Annotated in this window: 18 protein-coding genes and 1 pseudogene; 6 read left to right on the forward strand and 13 right to left on the reverse strand. The window is 70.9% G+C overall.

What is annotated here, in order from left to right:
* Positions 1–204: 204 nt before the first annotated feature.
* On the reverse strand, positions 205–2,637 hold the full coding sequence (locus ACGF0J_RS27080) for an SCO7613 C-terminal domain-containing membrane protein (protein ID WP_393149971.1): 2,433 nt from the start codon (positions 2,635–2,637) through the stop codon (positions 205–207).
* A gap of 424 nt (positions 2,638–3,061) precedes the next feature.
* Between ACGF0J_RS27080 and ACGF0J_RS27085 the strand changes: the two genes are divergently transcribed.
* Genes ACGF0J_RS27085 through ACGF0J_RS27095 form a run of 3 tightly spaced genes read left to right on the forward strand, consistent with a single transcriptional unit; the run spans position 3,062 to position 5,980 of the window.
* The gene (locus tag ACGF0J_RS27085; RefSeq protein WP_393149973.1) at positions 3,062–3,313 is read left to right on the forward strand and encodes a hypothetical protein; all 252 of its coding nucleotides are present in this window, start codon (positions 3,062–3,064) and stop codon (positions 3,311–3,313) included.
* Positions 3,310–5,403 carry a hypothetical protein gene (locus tag ACGF0J_RS27090; RefSeq protein WP_393149975.1) on the forward strand — a complete coding sequence of 698 codons (2,094 nt, stop codon included), beginning with the start codon at positions 3,310–3,312 and terminating at the stop codon, positions 5,401–5,403. The genes ACGF0J_RS27085 and ACGF0J_RS27090 overlap by 4 nt, the downstream gene beginning before the upstream one ends.
* Positions 5,396–5,980, forward strand: coding sequence for a hypothetical protein (locus tag ACGF0J_RS27095; RefSeq protein ID WP_393149977.1), 585 nt, complete (start codon positions 5,396–5,398; stop codon positions 5,978–5,980). Before ACGF0J_RS27090 ends, ACGF0J_RS27095 begins: the two co-directional genes overlap by 8 nt.
* A 362-nt stretch (positions 5,981–6,342) precedes the next feature.
* Here the strand turns inward: ACGF0J_RS27095 and ACGF0J_RS27100 are convergent, their stop codons facing one another.
* Positions 6,343–6,522, reverse strand: coding sequence for a hypothetical protein (locus ACGF0J_RS27100; RefSeq protein ID WP_393149979.1), 180 nt, complete (start codon positions 6,520–6,522; stop codon positions 6,343–6,345).
* A gap of 173 nt (positions 6,523–6,695) precedes the next feature.
* Here ACGF0J_RS27100 and ACGF0J_RS27105 point away from each other — a divergent pair, with 173 nt between their 5' ends.
* Positions 6,696–6,953 carry a GntR family transcriptional regulator gene (locus ACGF0J_RS27105; RefSeq protein ID WP_393149981.1) on the forward strand — a complete coding sequence of 86 codons (258 nt, stop codon included), beginning with the start codon at positions 6,696–6,698 and terminating at the stop codon, positions 6,951–6,953.
* 203 nt (positions 6,954–7,156) lie between these two features.
* On the opposite strand, the gene ACGF0J_RS27110 is transcribed toward ACGF0J_RS27105, so the two are convergent.
* Complete coding sequence (locus tag ACGF0J_RS27110; RefSeq protein ID WP_393149983.1) at positions 7,157–8,035, reverse strand: NAD(P)H-binding protein; 879 nt, start codon at positions 8,033–8,035, stop codon at positions 7,157–7,159.
* A gap of 207 nt (positions 8,036–8,242) precedes the next feature.
* Here ACGF0J_RS27110 and ACGF0J_RS27115 point away from each other — a divergent pair, with 207 nt between their 5' ends.
* Positions 8,243–8,791, forward strand: coding sequence for a helix-turn-helix domain-containing protein (locus ACGF0J_RS27115; protein ID WP_393149985.1), 549 nt, complete (start codon positions 8,243–8,245; stop codon positions 8,789–8,791).
* 49 nt (positions 8,792–8,840) lie between these two features.
* Here ACGF0J_RS27115 and ACGF0J_RS27120 read toward each other — a convergent pair whose 3' ends face one another.
* From ACGF0J_RS27120 to ACGF0J_RS27165, 10 genes and pseudogenes are all read right to left on the reverse strand, one after another.
* Positions 8,841–9,623, reverse strand: coding sequence for a methylated-DNA--[protein]-cysteine S-methyltransferase (locus ACGF0J_RS27120; RefSeq protein ID WP_393149987.1), 783 nt, complete (start codon positions 9,621–9,623; stop codon positions 8,841–8,843).
* Positions 9,620–10,180 carry an RNA polymerase sigma factor gene (locus ACGF0J_RS27125; RefSeq protein WP_393149989.1) on the reverse strand — a complete coding sequence of 187 codons (561 nt, stop codon included), beginning with the start codon at positions 10,178–10,180 and terminating at the stop codon, positions 9,620–9,622. The genes ACGF0J_RS27120 and ACGF0J_RS27125 overlap by 4 nt, the downstream gene beginning before the upstream one ends.
* A 122-nt stretch (positions 10,181–10,302) precedes the next feature.
* Positions 10,303–10,602: a DUF1416 domain-containing protein gene (locus ACGF0J_RS27130; protein ID WP_393149991.1), complete on the reverse strand. Its 300-nt coding sequence runs from the start codon at positions 10,600–10,602 to the stop codon at positions 10,303–10,305.
* The gene (locus ACGF0J_RS27135; protein WP_393149993.1) at positions 10,602–11,441 is read right to left on the reverse strand and encodes a sulfurtransferase; all 840 of its coding nucleotides are present in this window, start codon (positions 11,439–11,441) and stop codon (positions 10,602–10,604) included. The genes ACGF0J_RS27130 and ACGF0J_RS27135 overlap by 1 nt, the downstream gene beginning before the upstream one ends.
* Positions 11,438–11,851 (reverse strand): DUF4395 domain-containing protein, encoded by a 414-nt coding sequence (locus tag ACGF0J_RS27140; protein ID WP_393149995.1) that lies wholly within the window; start codon positions 11,849–11,851, stop codon positions 11,438–11,440. The genes ACGF0J_RS27135 and ACGF0J_RS27140 overlap by 4 nt, the downstream gene beginning before the upstream one ends.
* Positions 11,852–12,121: 270 nt before the next feature.
* A pseudogene (locus ACGF0J_RS27145) lies at positions 12,122–12,442 on the reverse strand (thioredoxin family protein); the annotation flags it as partial.
* Between the two features lie 147 nt (positions 12,443–12,589).
* Complete coding sequence (locus tag ACGF0J_RS27150) at positions 12,590–13,462, reverse strand: anti-sigma factor family protein (protein WP_393149997.1); 873 nt, start codon at positions 13,460–13,462, stop codon at positions 12,590–12,592.
* Complete coding sequence (locus ACGF0J_RS27155; RefSeq protein WP_185088056.1) at positions 13,459–13,971, reverse strand: sigma-70 family RNA polymerase sigma factor; 513 nt, start codon at positions 13,969–13,971, stop codon at positions 13,459–13,461. The genes ACGF0J_RS27150 and ACGF0J_RS27155 overlap by 4 nt, the downstream gene beginning before the upstream one ends.
* Before the next feature lie 37 nt (positions 13,972–14,008).
* Positions 14,009–14,674, reverse strand: a complete 666-nt coding sequence (locus tag ACGF0J_RS27160) for a DUF2993 domain-containing protein (protein WP_393149999.1) — start codon at positions 14,672–14,674, stop codon at positions 14,009–14,011.
* A 72-nt stretch (positions 14,675–14,746) separates the two neighbouring features.
* Entirely contained in the window at positions 14,747–14,998 is a 252-nt protein-coding gene (locus tag ACGF0J_RS27165) for a MoaD/ThiS family protein (protein WP_393150516.1), read from the reverse strand.
* A gap of 173 nt (positions 14,999–15,171) precedes the next feature.
* On the opposite strand from ACGF0J_RS27165, the gene ACGF0J_RS27170 reads away from it, so the two are divergent.
* Positions 15,172–15,864 (forward strand): winged-helix domain-containing protein, encoded by a 693-nt coding sequence (locus ACGF0J_RS27170; protein WP_393150001.1) that lies wholly within the window; start codon positions 15,172–15,174, stop codon positions 15,862–15,864.
* The last annotated feature ends 51 nt before the right edge of the window (positions 15,865–15,915 follow it).

A 15,915-nucleotide genomic window follows, 5' to 3' on the forward strand; every position in this document is an offset into this window, starting at 1 on the left:
GCTACGAGCGCCGCGCCGACCACTTCGCGTCCTTCGTCGCCATCGCCGCAGCGCTCATTTGCTACCGCCGACTCGCCAAATGAGACGACGTCTTAGACGGGCCCCTCCCAGGGGTCGAGCCCTTCCCGGACCTCCGCGAAGGCGCCGTGGGGCTCCCCATGTCTTCAGAGCGACTGTGGCTGGTCGTCTTCCGGCGGCGGAACGTCAGCCCATCGCCGTCAGCGTGTCACGCAACCGGCGCAGGTCCCGCATGCGGGCCTCGTACGTCGCCCCGACCACCACGAGCAGCAGCCCACCCAGCGCGATCGGCACCCAGTTCGGCACCGTGAGGAGCAGCTCGGACACGTACGGGGCCAGTTCCCGCACCGCGACCCCGGCGACCGCGACGGCTCCCATCACGGTGGGGGCCTGGAGCCGGAGCCGGGCCCCGGCGAGCAGCACCGCCAGCGCCAGCAGGCCGAGCGCCAGCGACCGCCGCCATTCCGTGTCCGCGTACACCGCCACCAGGCTGGGCAGCATCGTGAAGGACAGGCCGGCGCCGTAGGCCGCCCAGGACGAGAGCGGCGCGCCGCGCCGCCGTCGCCACCAGCCGGAGCCCAGCAGGACCAGCGAGCACGGCGCCGTGTACGCCTCCACGACGGTGACCTCGTCCACCGCCAGCCGCAGCCACGAGGCCAGCAACAGCAGCGTCGCGCCGGCGTACCTGAGGCCGTTCGCGCCGCCTCGGCCGGCCGGATCGGCCCACAGCGACGTGAGCAGCACCAGCACCCCGGCCACGGCGAATCCCAGGCTCGCCGCGACCAGGACGCGCAGGCCCAGGGAGAACCCCACCGCCACGGCCTCCAGCCCGAGGAACAGCGCGGCGAAGCCCAGTCCCCAGATACGGAGCCCTTTCATCCTGGCCAGCAGCGCCATGGCGGCCGCGGCCGACGCCAGGATCGGCAGCACTGTCAGCGTCGCGGGTTCGCTGCCGAACGCGTACGCCGCCGCCCGTACCGAGAACGGACCGGCGACGAGCGCGCATGCCGTCGCCCACCAGGGCGCCCGGCCCAGTGCGGCGGCCACCGCGAGCGTGACGGCCAGCACCGCCTGCACCGCCACCGCGGCCGGATAGGGCATCCCGAAGGCTTGTGGGGCCACCGCGACCATGAGGGCCCCGCACACCAGCGCCCCGGACACCAGCGCCCGCGACGCCAGCGCACCGGACGCCGCCGCCTTCATCGGCCGTGCGCCGGCGCCGCTGGCAGCCGCCGTCTTCGTCGGCCGCCCGCCGGTGCCACGCGCGGCCGCCGCCAGGAGGCCGGCTGCCACCGCGCCCAGCGCCACCACGTCCGCCGGCGAGACCAGCTCGAACGGCTGCCACATCCGCCCGTGCCACGTGCCCGTCCAGAGCATGTCCAGCCAGGCGAGCGGCGCCACCAGCGTGACCACGAGCCGGGGCAGCAGCGTCAGCGTGGTCAGCAGCGCCACCAGCCCCCCGGTGGCCATGCCCGCCAGCTGTACCTTCCGCCAGGGCAGCCAGGTGGCCGCGAGCCCGACGGCGAGCGCGGGGACGAGGTACGCCAGCGGACGCCAGTCCGTGCCGGCGCCGTTCAGCGCGGGCTGCGTCAGCGCGGCCGGCACGGCGATCAGGGTGAGCGCGGTTCCGACGGTGACGGCGGCGGCCCAGATCTGCCCCTCGGCCTTGCCCGGACGGGCCAGCAGCCACGTCACGAACCCGCCGAGCAGAGCCAGCGCGACCAGCGGCGCCGATCTGACCAGGGCCTCACCGACGGACTGGGACCCGAGCGCGTGCACCGCGCCGCCCAGCAGGGCGAGCGTCGCGACCCCGCTGCCCGCCAGGGCGGACGTCACCCGCACCGCTCCCCGGCCATGGCGGACCAGGGCGACGTCCAGCGCCGCCGTGGCCACCAGCATGGCCACCAGCCAGGTCGCCGACCAGTCGCCGGTCAGCAGGGGCAGGACCGGCTGCGCCAGCACCACGGCGACCGGAGCGGGTCCGCGAAGCCGGGTCACCCGCGCATAGGCCGCCAGGACGAGGGCGGTGAGCCCGAGCATCCCGGCCGTGTAGTGCAACGCGTCGAGGGCGTCGACCCCGAGCAGTCCCACCCGCCTGGCCGCGTAGCCGTCCAGCAGCAGCAGCGCGACCGCGAACCCGGCCATGGTCTCGGCCGACGCGGTGAGCATGCGCCGGATCAGCACGACCGGTGCCAGCATGACCAGTACGGTGACGACGGCCAGCACGGCAGCGCGCCCGCCGATGCCCAGCAGTCCCCAGCTCACCACGGTGAACGTCACCGCTGCCACCGTCAGCAGCAGGCCACCGAGGATGAGCAGGACGTTCCTCGCGGCGCCGGTGGAGACCTCCCGCGTCGGGGCGCCGGGCCCCGTGGCTCCGGCCGCCATCGCCGGGTACGGCGGCAGCGCACCCGCGGGCCCCTGACCCATCGCGCCCGCACCCGCAGGTCCCGGACCAGCCGCGGCCGTGCCTGCCGCCATCCGAGTCGTCGCGCCGGCGCGCAGGACGCCGAGCAGTTCCGTGCGGCGGGCATGCAGCCGCGCCTGCTGATCCCTCAGCCCGGCGAGGGCCTGGTCCACCTGCCAGAGCTCCTGCGCGGCGGGTCCCCGCAGGGGCAACGCGCACCTCGGGCACCTGGCCACCGGCTCCGGAGCCCCGGTCCCCGCGCTGGCCAACAACGCCCCACAATCAGGACATTTCACGCTTCGGTGCACCGATACCCGCCTTAACCCGTCGAGACCCCCATACTTCACCGCGACCCACTTGCGAACCACTGTCATCCCGAATCACGGGGACCGGTCACGACCTTGTCGGCCGCCGCCCACCACCTGCGACCGCTCCCCGCACTCACCGTCGAACCTGCCTCACGGGAGCATCATCAAGATCGCAAAATGGAAAATTCCCGATGAATGGTGCCCGACTGGTGAAAATACCGATTTCGTCCGGCGGCATGACGGAGGAATGGCGGCATGGCAAAGTGGATCGGAACGAAAGTGAGACTGTCTGGGTGCGGACGGCGTACAACTTCGGTGGGAGGTCAGCATGGCTACTCGTGCCGAGTTGGTGGACGCGCTGCGCCGCGCCCAGGAGTTGTCGGACCAGCACTGGCATTCCCTGGACCGGCCGCTGCTGCAGATGGCGAGCGGTCGGACGTGGACGGGGCCGACCGCCGACAGGTTCGCCGGCGACCTGACGCACCAGCGCGCCGAGCTGTGGCGCGGGCTGCGTGGAGTCATCGACCACCTCCACGAGACCATCTCGCACCTCACCACGATGGGGCCACGAGACGAATGACTTTCTCCTCGATCAACGCCGGAGAAATGCACCAGCTCGGATACGGCGTGCAGAATGCGGGAAAAAGCCTGACCGAATGCGCGGCGCAGCTCCGGGCGATTCTGAACGAGGTTCAGCTCACCCACCCCGGAGTGGCGGCGATCGACCGGATAGGGCAGTGGTTGACCGACCAGGCCCCCGACCTCTACCGGCGGCGCGACCTGGCGTACGAGGCCGACAAGGTTGACGTGGACGTCTTTGGCAACCCGTTGCCCGGCGCGGTCGTCCCGACCGGGATGACGCGGATCGACGAGACCAGACTCATCCCGGCCACGGTCCGTGCCGAGGCGGCGCAAGCGGCCCCGCTGTTGACGGCCGCCGCCCGCGGGGACGCCGACGCGCTGGACAAGCTCGCCGCCTTTACGGAACGACTGTCCGACCCGCAGTTCGCCACCGCCCTCATCGAGCGACTCGGCCCACAAGGCCTGCTCGCGATCCCCGCCGCCATGGGGACACGGGTACGCAAGTCGCTCGACGCCGACGACGATGCGGCGGCGGCCGTCCGGCGGCACAATCGCGACGTCCTGTCCATGCTGAGCAAGGCACTCGCCACGGCCACCGACCCGGCCGACAACGCCCGTCTCGGCCGGACGTTCCTGGAGGAGCTGAAACGGCAAGGACGCGCGGAGATCCCGGCTCCGGACATGGGCGGGCTGACGAACGCCGGATACTGGTCGCTCGGTCAGATCCTCGCAGCCGCGCCGAAGGAGGCGTACAGCGAGTGGTTCATGCAGACCATCGGCCAGGACATGATCCGCTGGGACCGCGACTACCTGAAGCAGCATCGCGTGCGGTTCCTGCCGAAGGACACCGACGTCTACAACCTGCCCGCGCCCATCGACACGCGACCGTTCCAGGGCTCCGACGCCATCGGCACCGCCGACCCGATCGCCGCGCTGATGACCGTCGCCGGCACCTCGCCACAGCGCGCCCAGGCACTGCTCGACAGCCGCGATCTGCTGACGTACCTGATGAAGGACCGGCGACCGCAGTGGGCGATGGGCGATCGCGGCGAGTCGCTGGGCCAGGCCATGGAGGCCGCCATGAAGGGCGCCGACGCCGACTCCAAGCGGCTGGCGGTCATGGCCACGCAACTCCTCGCCGACGAGGTGAAGCCGCACGTGTCGTTCAACGACGCCGGGCAGGTCGAGTTCAAGAACCCCTCCGAACTCGATCGGCTCTCCGGCATCCGCGAAAGCATGGGCCGCATCCTCGCCGAACACTCCGACGACGTCGCGTTCTCCTACTTCTGGAACCAGCCGCGAGCGGAGGACGGCGAGCTCACCGGAAACGTGGACGGGAAGAACACTGCTCGCTTCAACCCGACCGACCTCGACCTCGTCATGCTTGAGATTGCTGTCGACGACCAGGCTTACCAGGCCTTGCTTCGCGGGGAGATCGCGGACATGCGCGGCAAGATCGACCAAGGGCTGGCTACCGGCAACGAGAAGCTGCTGAACAACGTGATCGCACTCAACTCCACAGCGCTCGGGCACCTGATGGAGGCACGCCGGATGGCTCTCGTCGGCCGGGGCAAGGAGACGGACGCGGCGGACGAGGGGTTGCGGAAACTGGTCCAGGAAGGGATCGGCCTTGTTCCCGTTCCGTTCGCCGGCCAGGTCGGCAAGGCGGGACTCGAAGCGGCCAGCAGCATCTACGAGAACTTCGTGAGGGGCGGTTACACGAAGGCCGGGGACTGGCTCGTCAAGCAGACCGGCCACGCCGGCGGAAAGGCGGCCAAGGCATTCAGCGATGCCGCGTCGAACGACCTGGCCGCTCAGGAGTTGGTGAAACAGATGCTCGCATCGTCCGCTGTGGTCCACGAAACCTATCGGCACACCAGTCTCGATAAGCAGGATTTCCTGACAGGCGACCACCCACCGCGGGTGAAGGATCCGCGCACCATGAACAGAGACGAGTACGAAAGCTTCATGCGCTGGATAGCTGAGAACACCACGGTACCGAGCGATTTCAAGGAAGCACAACAAAGTGCCGCAGCGGGGGCCAAGGAATTCCATGACAACCTCAAGACTGCGCCCAGAAATGAGTAGGTTCGGAGGATGGATCTGCGCGACCGCCGCGGTCACGATGATTGCAGCATGCACGCCAGACAAGCCCACGACTGCTCCGACCCCCGATCCCTCGCCCATACGGAGTTCCGTTGCCGACCGCCCCCCTTACCTCTGCTACTTCATCCCTCAAGCAGCGGTTGCTGATCTGACGGGTTATACGGGCCCCTACGATGCCGGCGACAACAAGCGCAGCGCCATCGGGGATAGCTGCGTTATCTCGAACGAGCAGCAGAGCCTCTTCATCACAAGTTACGACGTTTCGGGTGCCCGGAGGACGATCGAGCAATACCTTGAATGGGCACAGAAGAGCAACCCGGCCGAACTCCCGAAGGAACTGGGCGAGGGATTGATCGCCGACTTCGACATCAGGCTCAATCCTTACCGGACGGTGGAAGCCTGGTTCCGTTGCGGACCCAACAACTCGCTCATCGCCCTCACCGTCAAACGAAATCCTGCCCGAGACCAGGACCACGACCTCATCCAGCTCATGCGAATAGCTCAGCGAAGGTTCGCCGAGATGTTCAATTGCACGCCTGGCGGCCCACCACAGGGCTAGCGCGTCACGGTGACGTTGGTCACCCGGCTCGAACGAAATCCTGAATGTCGCCCGAACCGGCCATGTCGCTTTCATCGGGCCCCACCACGCAAGATCTGCTCGAAGGTGCGCCTGGCGGTCGCGGTCAACGTCCACGCGGTTTCGTGGACGCTCCCCTTGTCGTGGTCGGTTCGACGGACGAAGCCTTGGCCGGCGGCGCCGCATAGTTCGTACGTCGTCGGCAGGCATGCGCACGTCCACGAGACCACACGGATGCGCGACACCCGCTGCGTCGGCTCGTACCAAGCCAGCACACGGTGGCCCGGGAGAAGCGGCCCCACGTGCGGCCCGTGAAAGTCGGAGATCTCCCCCTCCATGCCGCGTCACCACGTCCTTCCCTCGAAGATCTCCACGAGGTTCTTGAGCGCGATGTCGACACGAGCCAGGACGAGTTCACGAATGTGATCACCGCCTGGTGGAAGCCGGTATCCCTGCTCTTCGAGCAATGGCCGGATCCTCGCTGCCAGCAACTCGAATCTCAGGTCTGCGGTTGGGGTGGCCATGGGCGGTACCTCCATCGTCCGGCTGAGGGCTCGCCCGGTGGAGCGTCGCTGGGCGTAGTCGGCTCCGTGAGGGCTTGCATGCAGCGTAGCGGAAAGGTACGCAAACGTCTGCCCCTGTTTGCAGACAGGGGCGACTGACGGACCACAGAGACGGACATTTACGGTCCATTGCCATGACGATCGACCATGAAGGGCCCACGCCGCTCTATCGTCAGCTCGCTGAGCTGCTGCGGACCCAGATCGTGAACGGTACGCTCCCGCCCAATCGGCCTATTCCGACCGAGCAGCGGCTGATGCATGAGCACGAATTGGGGCGCGACACCGTCAGGAAAGCCATCGCCATCCTCCGCCAGGAGGGGTTGGTCATCGCGATCCGGGGCCGAGGAACCTTCGTAGCCGCTCGCGAGAGTCGGGAGACCGACCATCAATAGGACTGATTTGGCCGCGCAGTCCTGGGTCGGCGACTTCGGGTGGGATGTGCCGCTGCCGTCCGCGACGCAGCTCGCGCAGCACCACGACGTGGCCAAAGGCCACCGTTAGGCGCTCTGGCACTGCTCCGTGACCAAGGGCTGGTGTTAGCGGTGTCAGGCCAGGGCCTGGTGTCACACCGGTCTCACCCGGCATGTCCCGCTGCTCAGGGGTCGCGGCGGGTGAAGTCGGCGGCGTGGTCGCGGGCCCACTCGGCGAACGTGCGCGCGGGCCTGCCGGTGACCGCCTCCGCGGTCGGCAGCGGGCCGTACGCGGCGAGGTCGAGGTCCTCCAGCGCCGCCGGGTCGGCCTCCTCCCCCGAGTAGTCGGCGAACCCGGTGAGGAAGTCGGCGTTGTCCGCCGCGAAGCCGCCCTGCGCGAGATACAGCTTCCTCGCCTCGGCGGGCGTCACGGCCTCGAAGCGGATGTCCTCCCCGATGGCCTCGGCGATGGCGTTCACCTGGTCACGGCGGCTGATCGTCTCGGGTCCGTTGAGGTCGTAGGCGGCGCCGGCGTGGCCGTCCTCCAGGAGCGCCGCGGCGGCCACGTCGGCGATGTCCGCCTCGTGGACGGGGCACGAGGCCTGATCAGGGCCGAGGTCGCGGACGACCCGCCCGGCCCGGATGGACGGTCCCCAGATCCACAGCCGGTTGAGCATGAACTCGCCGGGCCGCACGTGGGTCCACTCCATCCCCGACTCCTCCACGGCCCGTTCCACAGGCAGGTGGAAGTCCGTGTCGTAGCCGCCGGTCACGGCGCCCGACGACAGCACCACGACCCGGCGCACGCCTGCTTCCTTGGCCAGTGCGACGACCTCCTTGGCGGTGGCGGCCACGGGGAAGAGGTACATCCGCTCGACGCCTTCGAGGGCCCGCCGCAGGCTCGACGGGTCGTGCAGGTCGCCCTGGACGGTCTCCACGGGCCCGTCGAAGCCCGCCCGGCGCGGGTCGCGGGTGACGGCCCGCACGTCGGCTCCGGCCCGCACGAGCCGCTCGACGACGATCCGGCCGACATTTCCGGTTGCTCCGGTCAGCAAAATGCGCATCGCCCCATCATCGGCGGCCCGATATCGGACGGCAAACGCGAACATCGTATTCACATAGCGCCTCTTACCAGGCACGACACCTCTTTGTGGGGCCCTGGAAAACAATTTTTCGGGAGACGTTCCCGGCGGGCCACGAAGCCTTTTCCCCGCGGTGACAAAGGTGCGCCTGACGCACACACCGGCCGTCGGTTGCGCGACGATGGCGGCATGGAACCACGGCCGGCACTCGGCGCCGACCTGCGCGCGGTCGGTGAGCGGCTGCGGCGGCTGCGCCAGTCGCATGGGGTGTCACTGGCCGAGCTCGCCCGGCGGGCCGGCATCGGGGAGGCCGTGCTGGCCGGAGTGGAGGCCGGCGCGGGCGAGCCGGGCCTGGAGACGCTGTGGGCCGTCACGGCCCAGCTCGGCGTGCCCATCGGGGCGATCCTCGATGCGCCCGCGCAGGCACCCCGCGTCCGCGGCTCGGCGGTGGAGATGGTGCTGCTCCAGTCGTTCGAGGACGAGACGGTCACCTACGAGCTCTACCGGCTGCGTGTGCCGCCCGGCCCCGGCCGGACCGCGCCCGGCCACCCGAGAGGGGTCAGCGAGCACGTCACGGTCTTCAGCGGGCGGCTGACCGCCGGGCCGGTGGACGCGCCGCTGACGGCCGGCCCCGGCGATCACGTCTGGTGGGGCGCGGACGTGCCGCACTGCTACCGGACGCTCGGCCCCGACGACGTCCACGCCTGCCTGCTGCTGCGCCGGCCCGCCCCGCACTGACTCCCCGCGCCGGCCCGCCCCGCGCTGACCGGCCCTACCCCGGCCCGCCCTACGCCGCCAGGCCGGTGGGACGGCAGGTGCGGCAGGGGCGGTACCCGGCCTCGCCGGCCTCGGCGAGGGTGCGGAAGCCGTGCCGGTGCGCCGGCGTGATCCGTCGCGCGTTGTGGCAGGTGGGCAGGCACACCACCCCGGTCGTGTCGCTGGCCAGGTAGAACACCCGCTCCCCGGCCAGCCGCCGCAGCCGGTCCAGGTCCACGCCCTCGGCGCGCAGCAGCCGTTCCTTGGCCGCCGCGCCGAAGACGTACTCCCCCGCCTGCCCGTCGGCGCGCGTCACCCGATGGCATGGCACGAGCAGCGGCACGGGGTTGCCGGCCAGCGCCGACCCCACCGCGCGCACCGCGCCAGGCCGGCCGACGCGGGCGGCGACCCACGAGTACGGCCGGACCTCGCCGCGCGGGATGCCCCGGACGGCGTCCAGCACCTCCCGCTGGAAGTCGGTGGTGCCGCGCAGGTCAAGACGGAGGCCCGCGAGGCGACCGGTGCGCAGGGCGGGCAGCAGCCCGGCGGGCGGCCGGGCGGCGGCCAGCAGCGGGCGGCCGGAACGCCGCCTGAAGCCCGCCGCGAACCGCCGCCTCGCACCATCGTCCGGCTCGGCGTGGGTGAGGTCGTCGGCCGCGCGGACGTAGGCGACTCCCTCGTCGGTGAAGGCGACGAACACCTCGCCGATCGGTCCGGCGACCCGCACCCAGCGGGCCGCGATGCGGTCGAGCAGCCCGTCGGGCGCGTCGGCGGCCAGGGCGGCGAGTCCGGCGAGCAGCGGATCGTGGGTCATCGGGCACCTCCTAGCGAGCGCAGCCGCTTCAGCCCGCGCGAAACGTGCGACTTGACCGTGCCCTGGGGCAACTTCAGCACCTCGGCGATCTCGCTGACCGGCAGGTCGACGACGTGCCTGAGCACCACGGCCGCCCGCTGCTCGTCAGGCAGCAGGGCGAGCATCCCGGCCAGTTCGTCGCCGGTCTCGTGGCGTGCGGCCGTATCCTCGACGCCCTCGCGCGGATCGGGGGTGTCGACGGGCTCGTCGCGCAGGTCGGGCGGCGGCTTGCGCGCCTTGGCCCGCGCGCAGTTGCGCCAGATGTTCATGAGGATCGTCAGCAGCCACGCCCGGGGCCGCAGCGCGGCGATGCGGCCGGCGTCGTAGCCGGCCACCGCGCGGTAGGCGCGCAGGAACGTCTCGGCCGTCAGGTCTTCGGCGTCCGCCCAGCGGCCGCTCAACCGCAGCGCGGCCGAGAACACCACGCCGCGGTGCGCGCCGTACAGCTCGGCGAACCCCTCATCGAGGTCGTCGAGCAGTGCCTTGCGCACCGGGTCGAGACAGTCGATCTCACTCACGTCCTGGGTAACACCGCCGGAGCGGGTCCGGTTGCACCTCTGCCCTTCCGGATCCTGCCCGGCGACGCGGAAGGCCCGCGCCGTCGCCGGCGCGGGCCCGTCACGTGCCTGTGGCGGTGCCGTCAGACGGCGACCGCGAGCTGGGACACCTCGCCCAGCTTGGCCTCGACCTGGACGTCCTTGGTGACGCCGCCGCCCGCGATGATGCGGACGGTCCAGTCACCGGGAGCGGCGAAGAAACGGAAGATGCCCTCGTCGGACACCACGACCTCGCCCGTGAACTCCCCGGAGTGGTCGAGCAGGCGGGCGTAGGCCGTGTCGGCCCCGGTCACCACACCCTGGATGACCGCCTGGTTGGACAGGTCGATCCCGGCCGGCAGCGTGATCGTCTGCTCCGGCGCTGCGCATCCCTGAGCGGTCATCAGCGGGCCTCCCCCAGCTCGATCGGCACGCCCACGAGCGAGCCGTACTCGGTCCACGAACCGTCATAGTTCTTCACGTTCGCCTGGTCGAGCAGCTCGTGCAGCACGAACCACGTGTGCGCCGAACGCTCGCCGATGCGGCAGTAGGCGATGGTGTCCTTGCCGAAGTCGACGCCGGCGGCGCCGTAGAGGGCGCGCAGGTCGTCGTCGGTCTTGAAGGTGCCGTCGTCGTTGGCCGCCTTGGACCACGGGATGTTGCGGGCGGTCGGCACGTGGCCGCCGCGCTGCGCCGCCTCCTGCGGGACGTGGGCGGGGGCGAGCAGCTTGCCGGTGAACTCGTCGGGCGAGCGGACGTCCACCAGGTTGAGCTTGCCGATGGCCTGCACGACCTCGTCGCGGAAGGCGCGGATCGCGACGTCCTGCTCCTGGGCGACGTACTGCGTCTTCGGGCGCTCGGCCACGTCCTTGACGAGCTCGCGCGAGTCGAGCTCCCACTTCTTGCGGCCGCCGTCGAGCAGCTTCACGTTGTCGTGGCCGTAGAGCTTGAAGTACCAGTAGGCGTAGGCGGCGAACCAGTTGTTGTTGCCGCCGTAGAGCACGACGGTGTCGTCGTTGGAGATGCCGCGCTCGGACAGCAGCGTCTCGAAACCGGTCTTGTCCACGAAGTCGCGGCGCACCGGGTCCTGGAGGTCCTGCCTCCAGTCGATCTTCACGGCGCCACGGATGTGGCCCTTGTCGTAGGCGCTGGTGTCCTCGTCGACCTCGACGAGAACGACACCGGGCGTGTCGAGGTTGGCCTCGACCCAGTCGGCATCCACCAGGGCGGCGGAGCGGCTCATTGGTGAACCTCCAATTTGGCGGCGGGCAGTAGACGGCGAAGAAGCAGGTACGTTTCGCAGCCAAGGCAGAATCCGAAGGCTGCGTTGAGGAAGGCGGCGAGGAGAGCCCCGGCCGTGGCCACGAGAGCCGGCAGCGTGATCCCGGCGAGGAGTCCGGCCAGCCCCGCGACCGCGAAGACGAGCCCCACTCCCTGCGCGAAGCGCGGCGGGCGGGCGTCCTCGGTCTCCTTCGGGGCGCTCGTGACGAGCGCCTTGAAGAGCATCACGTACGGTGAGCGGCCGGCCAGTCCGAGCGCGAACACCACGGCCTGGGCGGCCAGCAGCCAGGCGCTGCCCGTCACGAGGACGAGGGCCAGGACCAGGGTGGTGACGGCCGCGGCGAAGCGCAGCGCTCTCGGGTCGGCACGCATCGTGGGATGCTCCTGAAGGGGTCGGGTTTGGGGCGGATCGAAGGTCCGCGCGAGACCGTCCTCAGGCAGCGCGACAGAGCGCGGTGGCCACGCGGCAGAAATCAACCGCGCGCCGCTTCGTCAGCAGCTCTGTCGATGGGTTCATGGCGATGACACTACTCGCCGTCTCGCCATCTGTCACATCTCGTCCGGTTGGTGAGACGGTGCATGAGACGGATCGTGAGACGGCCCCTGGTCGGGCGCCGCGTCGGCGGCGGGGACGGCGGCGGGGACGGCGGCCGCGAGGGCGGCGAGGACCTCCGCCTTGCGCGGCTGTCCCGAGGCCCGCTTGACGACGCGCCCGGCCGCGTCGAGCACGAGGACGGTCGGGGTGCGGGTGATGTCGAGCCCGCGCACCAGGTCCAGCCGCGACTCGGCGTCGATCTCGACGTGCGCGACGCCGGGGACGAGCGTGCTGACGTCGGCCAGGACGCGCCGGGTGGCCCGGCACGGTTGGCAGAAGGCGGTGGAGAACTGCACGAGCGTGGCCCGCTCGCCCAGCGGCGCGCCGAGCACCGTCTCGGTGAGACGGTCTCCCGTCTGCTCGCGCATGCGTCCGTCGCGGCGCAGTCGTACCACCCCGATCACCGTTCCGAGTGCCAGCGTCGCCAGCACCACCCACACGCCCGTCATCGCGTCAGGTGCAACCGCGGCCGGCCCGGATTCCTTCCCGTGCGGGGCGGCGTCGGGGGGCGCGCCTCAGTCGCGGCCGGTCGCCGGGACGCGGACGAGCAGCCGGTCGGAGGCGTCCACGACGTCGAAGTGCCTGACGGCGGACAGCGGCACCGACGTGTCGAGCACGGGTCCCTTGGCGTCGGCGTAGCCCTGGCGCGTGACGGTCCAGCTCTCGGTGACGTCACGCTCGCCGTCCCGCCCGACGACGACCAACCGGCACACCGTCCCGGCCGGAACCCCCGAGACCCGCACCGACAGCTCGGCCCCGGCGCCGCCAGGCGCGCCCGGCGTCGTGGCCCGCACCGTGGCCCGCACCGTGGTCCGGCCGTCGCCGCGCTCGCCCGTGAACGTGCGTCCGGCCGCCTTCTGCTGCGTGGGCGACTTGCTGGGACTCGGCCGGGGCTCGCTCTTGAGCTGCCGGTCGGGAGCGTCCGAGGCGATGAGCGGGTTGGCTTCCTCCGGCGCGCCCGTGCCGGCTTCCCGCGACGCGTCCGTGCGGGTGTCCTGCGGCGCGCTGGTCGCGGCGGGCCGGGGAGCGGAGGCCGTGGAACTCTCCTGCCGCGCCGGCGCCCCGACGGCCGTCCAGATCGTGCCCCCGACGGCGAGCACCGCCGCCGAGGCGGCCACGGCCTGCAGGACGTGCCGCGTTCTGCGCTTCTTGGCCCGCGCCTCGCTCAGCAGCCGGTCGAGCACCTGGGGAGGCGGCCCGGCCACGAGCGCCACGTCGTGCTCGGACACTTTGCCGAGGAACGCCGAGACCCCCTCCAGCTCCAGCAGCTCGGCCCCGCACGCCTCGCACGTGGCCAGGTGCAGGTCGATCTCCAGCGCCTCGTCCGGGTCGAGCGCGCCCAGCGCGTGGGCGCCCAGCGCGAGCCGTACCTCCTCGCACGTCGTCATGGCGCCAGTCCCCGCTCCTGCAGCGCGAGCTTGAGCGCCCGCAGCGCGTAGTAGGTGCGTGACTTGACCGTGCCGGGCGGGATGCCGAGCGTGGCCGCCGCCTCCTTCACCGATCGCCCCCGGTAGTAGACCTCCAACAGCACCTCGCGGTGCTCCGGCCGCAGCGCGGCCAGCGCCTCGGCCACCGCCCACGACTCGACGGCCCGCTCCAGCTCGTCGTCGGCGGGGACAACGGCCAGCGCCTCGTCGCCGGTCTCCTGCGGGCGCGACCTGCGCGCCCGGTGCTGGTCGACGACGAGGTTGCGGGCCACGGTGAACAGCCAGGCGCGGATGGGGCGGTCGGCGAGCGCCTCGGGATGCCGCCACGCCCTCAGCAGCGTCTCCTGCACCACATCCTCCGCCCGTCCGGAATCACCGGTCAGCCGCAGCACGTACCCGTAGAGTGGCCCGGCGTGCTCGTCGAAAAGGGTCCGCACGAGCTCCTCGTCGGCGGTTCCTGCTGGACTCACACCCTCATCACGTACGGCGGGGCGGAGTGGTTCACCGTCATCCACGGAACGGCACGTCGGTCGCTTCGGCCGTGAACTCCAGGCCGTCGGCCACGTTCCTCACCCCCGTCACCTTGACGTCGAAGGGCAGTCCGCCCTTGAACGGGATGGTGTAGTTGACCAGGCCCGCCAGTGAGTCGGGCACCCCTTCGATCCGCTCCGCCTGGAGCCTGATGCCGCCGTCGGCGACGTCCACCCGCAGCTCGGCGTCGAACTTCACCGGGTTGGCCCCCACCCTGACCTCGCCGGAGGCGACGAGCCGCCGGCCGTTGCCGCTGATCCGGACCCCGTCGGGGGCGAACCTGTCGATCGTCGCCCTGGTCAGGGTGCCGCGCACGGTCAGCCGCCCGGCTCTGACGTCGGCCCGGGTCTGCAGGACGTCGGCCAGCGGCGCGGTCACGTCGTAGGCGGCGCCCCGGAGGTTCTTCACCGGCACGCCCCCGTAGGTCAAGGTGCCCAGGTCGAACCGGACCTCCGCGTAGTGCCCCGACACGGCCTGAGTCAGGAACGGGACGCCCTCGATCGTCACCGTCGGCTTCCCGTTCAGGTCGGCGGCGGCCGCGATCCTGTTGGCCAGGTCGCGCTCCACGCCCGCGACCGCCACGCGGTCCACGGCGACCAGGAGGACGACCAGGAGGAACAGGAAAACGATCAGCTTGCGCATCGGGCTCCCTGGACTCGGGCGGGTTGACGAGCTTATCGACTGATACGGCTCATTCCCCGGCGAAGCCGCCGATCACCCGCCGGCGAAAGGCGGCAGCACCTCGACCGTCACACCGTCGCCGAGCACCACCTCGTCATGCGGGCGTCTGCCCACCGGAGTGCCGTCGACGAGAAAGGAGGAACGGCTCACGACACGCGCGAGTTCGGCGCGATCACGTGTGATTTTCGTCATGAGTTCGCCCAGCGTGGCCGCCTCGAATGTTTCCTCGGCCGTGCCGGCCGCTTCCTTCGCCGCGGCCCAATACCTGACTTTTCCTGTAGCCATGGCTCCTTCAAACTCGGCCGCACGCCGTTGTGCGACATCGTTAACACAGTCGTCGCAGGTGACCGGCTGTTCACCTGCCGGACGTCCCATGGACGCGCTTTCCCTTGATATATCCTCGCCTACAGGACCTGGGCGATGTAGCCCCCGGGTCCTTGCGTGTTCGAGGAGGCCGAATGAGCAACCTGCTCCTGCTGACCAATGCCCTCGAGCCGTCGTCCGAGGTGCTGCCGGCGCTGGGGCTGCTGCTCCACTCGGTCCGAGTCTCCCCGGCGGAGGCCTCCGCGCTCATCGACACGCCACCGGCCGACGCCGTGCTCGTCGACGCCCGCAAGGAGCTAGCGCACGCCAAGAGCCTGTGCCGGCTGATCCGCACGACGGGCGTCGACTGCCCCCTGCTGGTGATCGTCACCGAGGGCGGGCTGGCCGCGATGACCGCCGAATGGGGTGTGGACGACGTGCTGCTCGACAGCGCCGGTCCGGCCGAGGTGGAGGCGCGCCTGCGCATCGCCGTCGGCCGCATGTCGCAGGCCGCCGGGGAGGACGTGCCCGACGAGATCCGCAGCGGCGACCTGTCGATCGACGAGGCCACCTACACGGCACGGCTGCGCGGCCGGGTGCTCGACCTGACGTTCAAGGAGTTCGAGCTGCTGAAGTACCTCGCGCAGCACCCGGGGCGGGTCTTCACCCGCGCCCAGCTGCTGCAGGAGGTGTGGGGCTACGACTACTTCGGCGGCACGCGCACCGTGGACGTGCACGTGCGGCGGCTGCGCGCCAAGCTCGGCACCGAGTACGAGTCGCTGATCGGCACGGTCCGCAACGTCGGCTACCGCTTCGTCCCCGACCGCGCCGACCAGGCGCACGTGTGAGACCCACCTGACAGGGGCCGGCCAGGCTCGGCGGCCGGGCCCTGCCGTACG

The sequence above is a fragment of the Nonomuraea sp. NPDC047897 genome, from assembly GCF_043204415.1.
In the GTDB taxonomy this organism is placed as follows: domain Bacteria; phylum Actinomycetota; class Actinomycetes; order Streptosporangiales; family Streptosporangiaceae; genus Nonomuraea.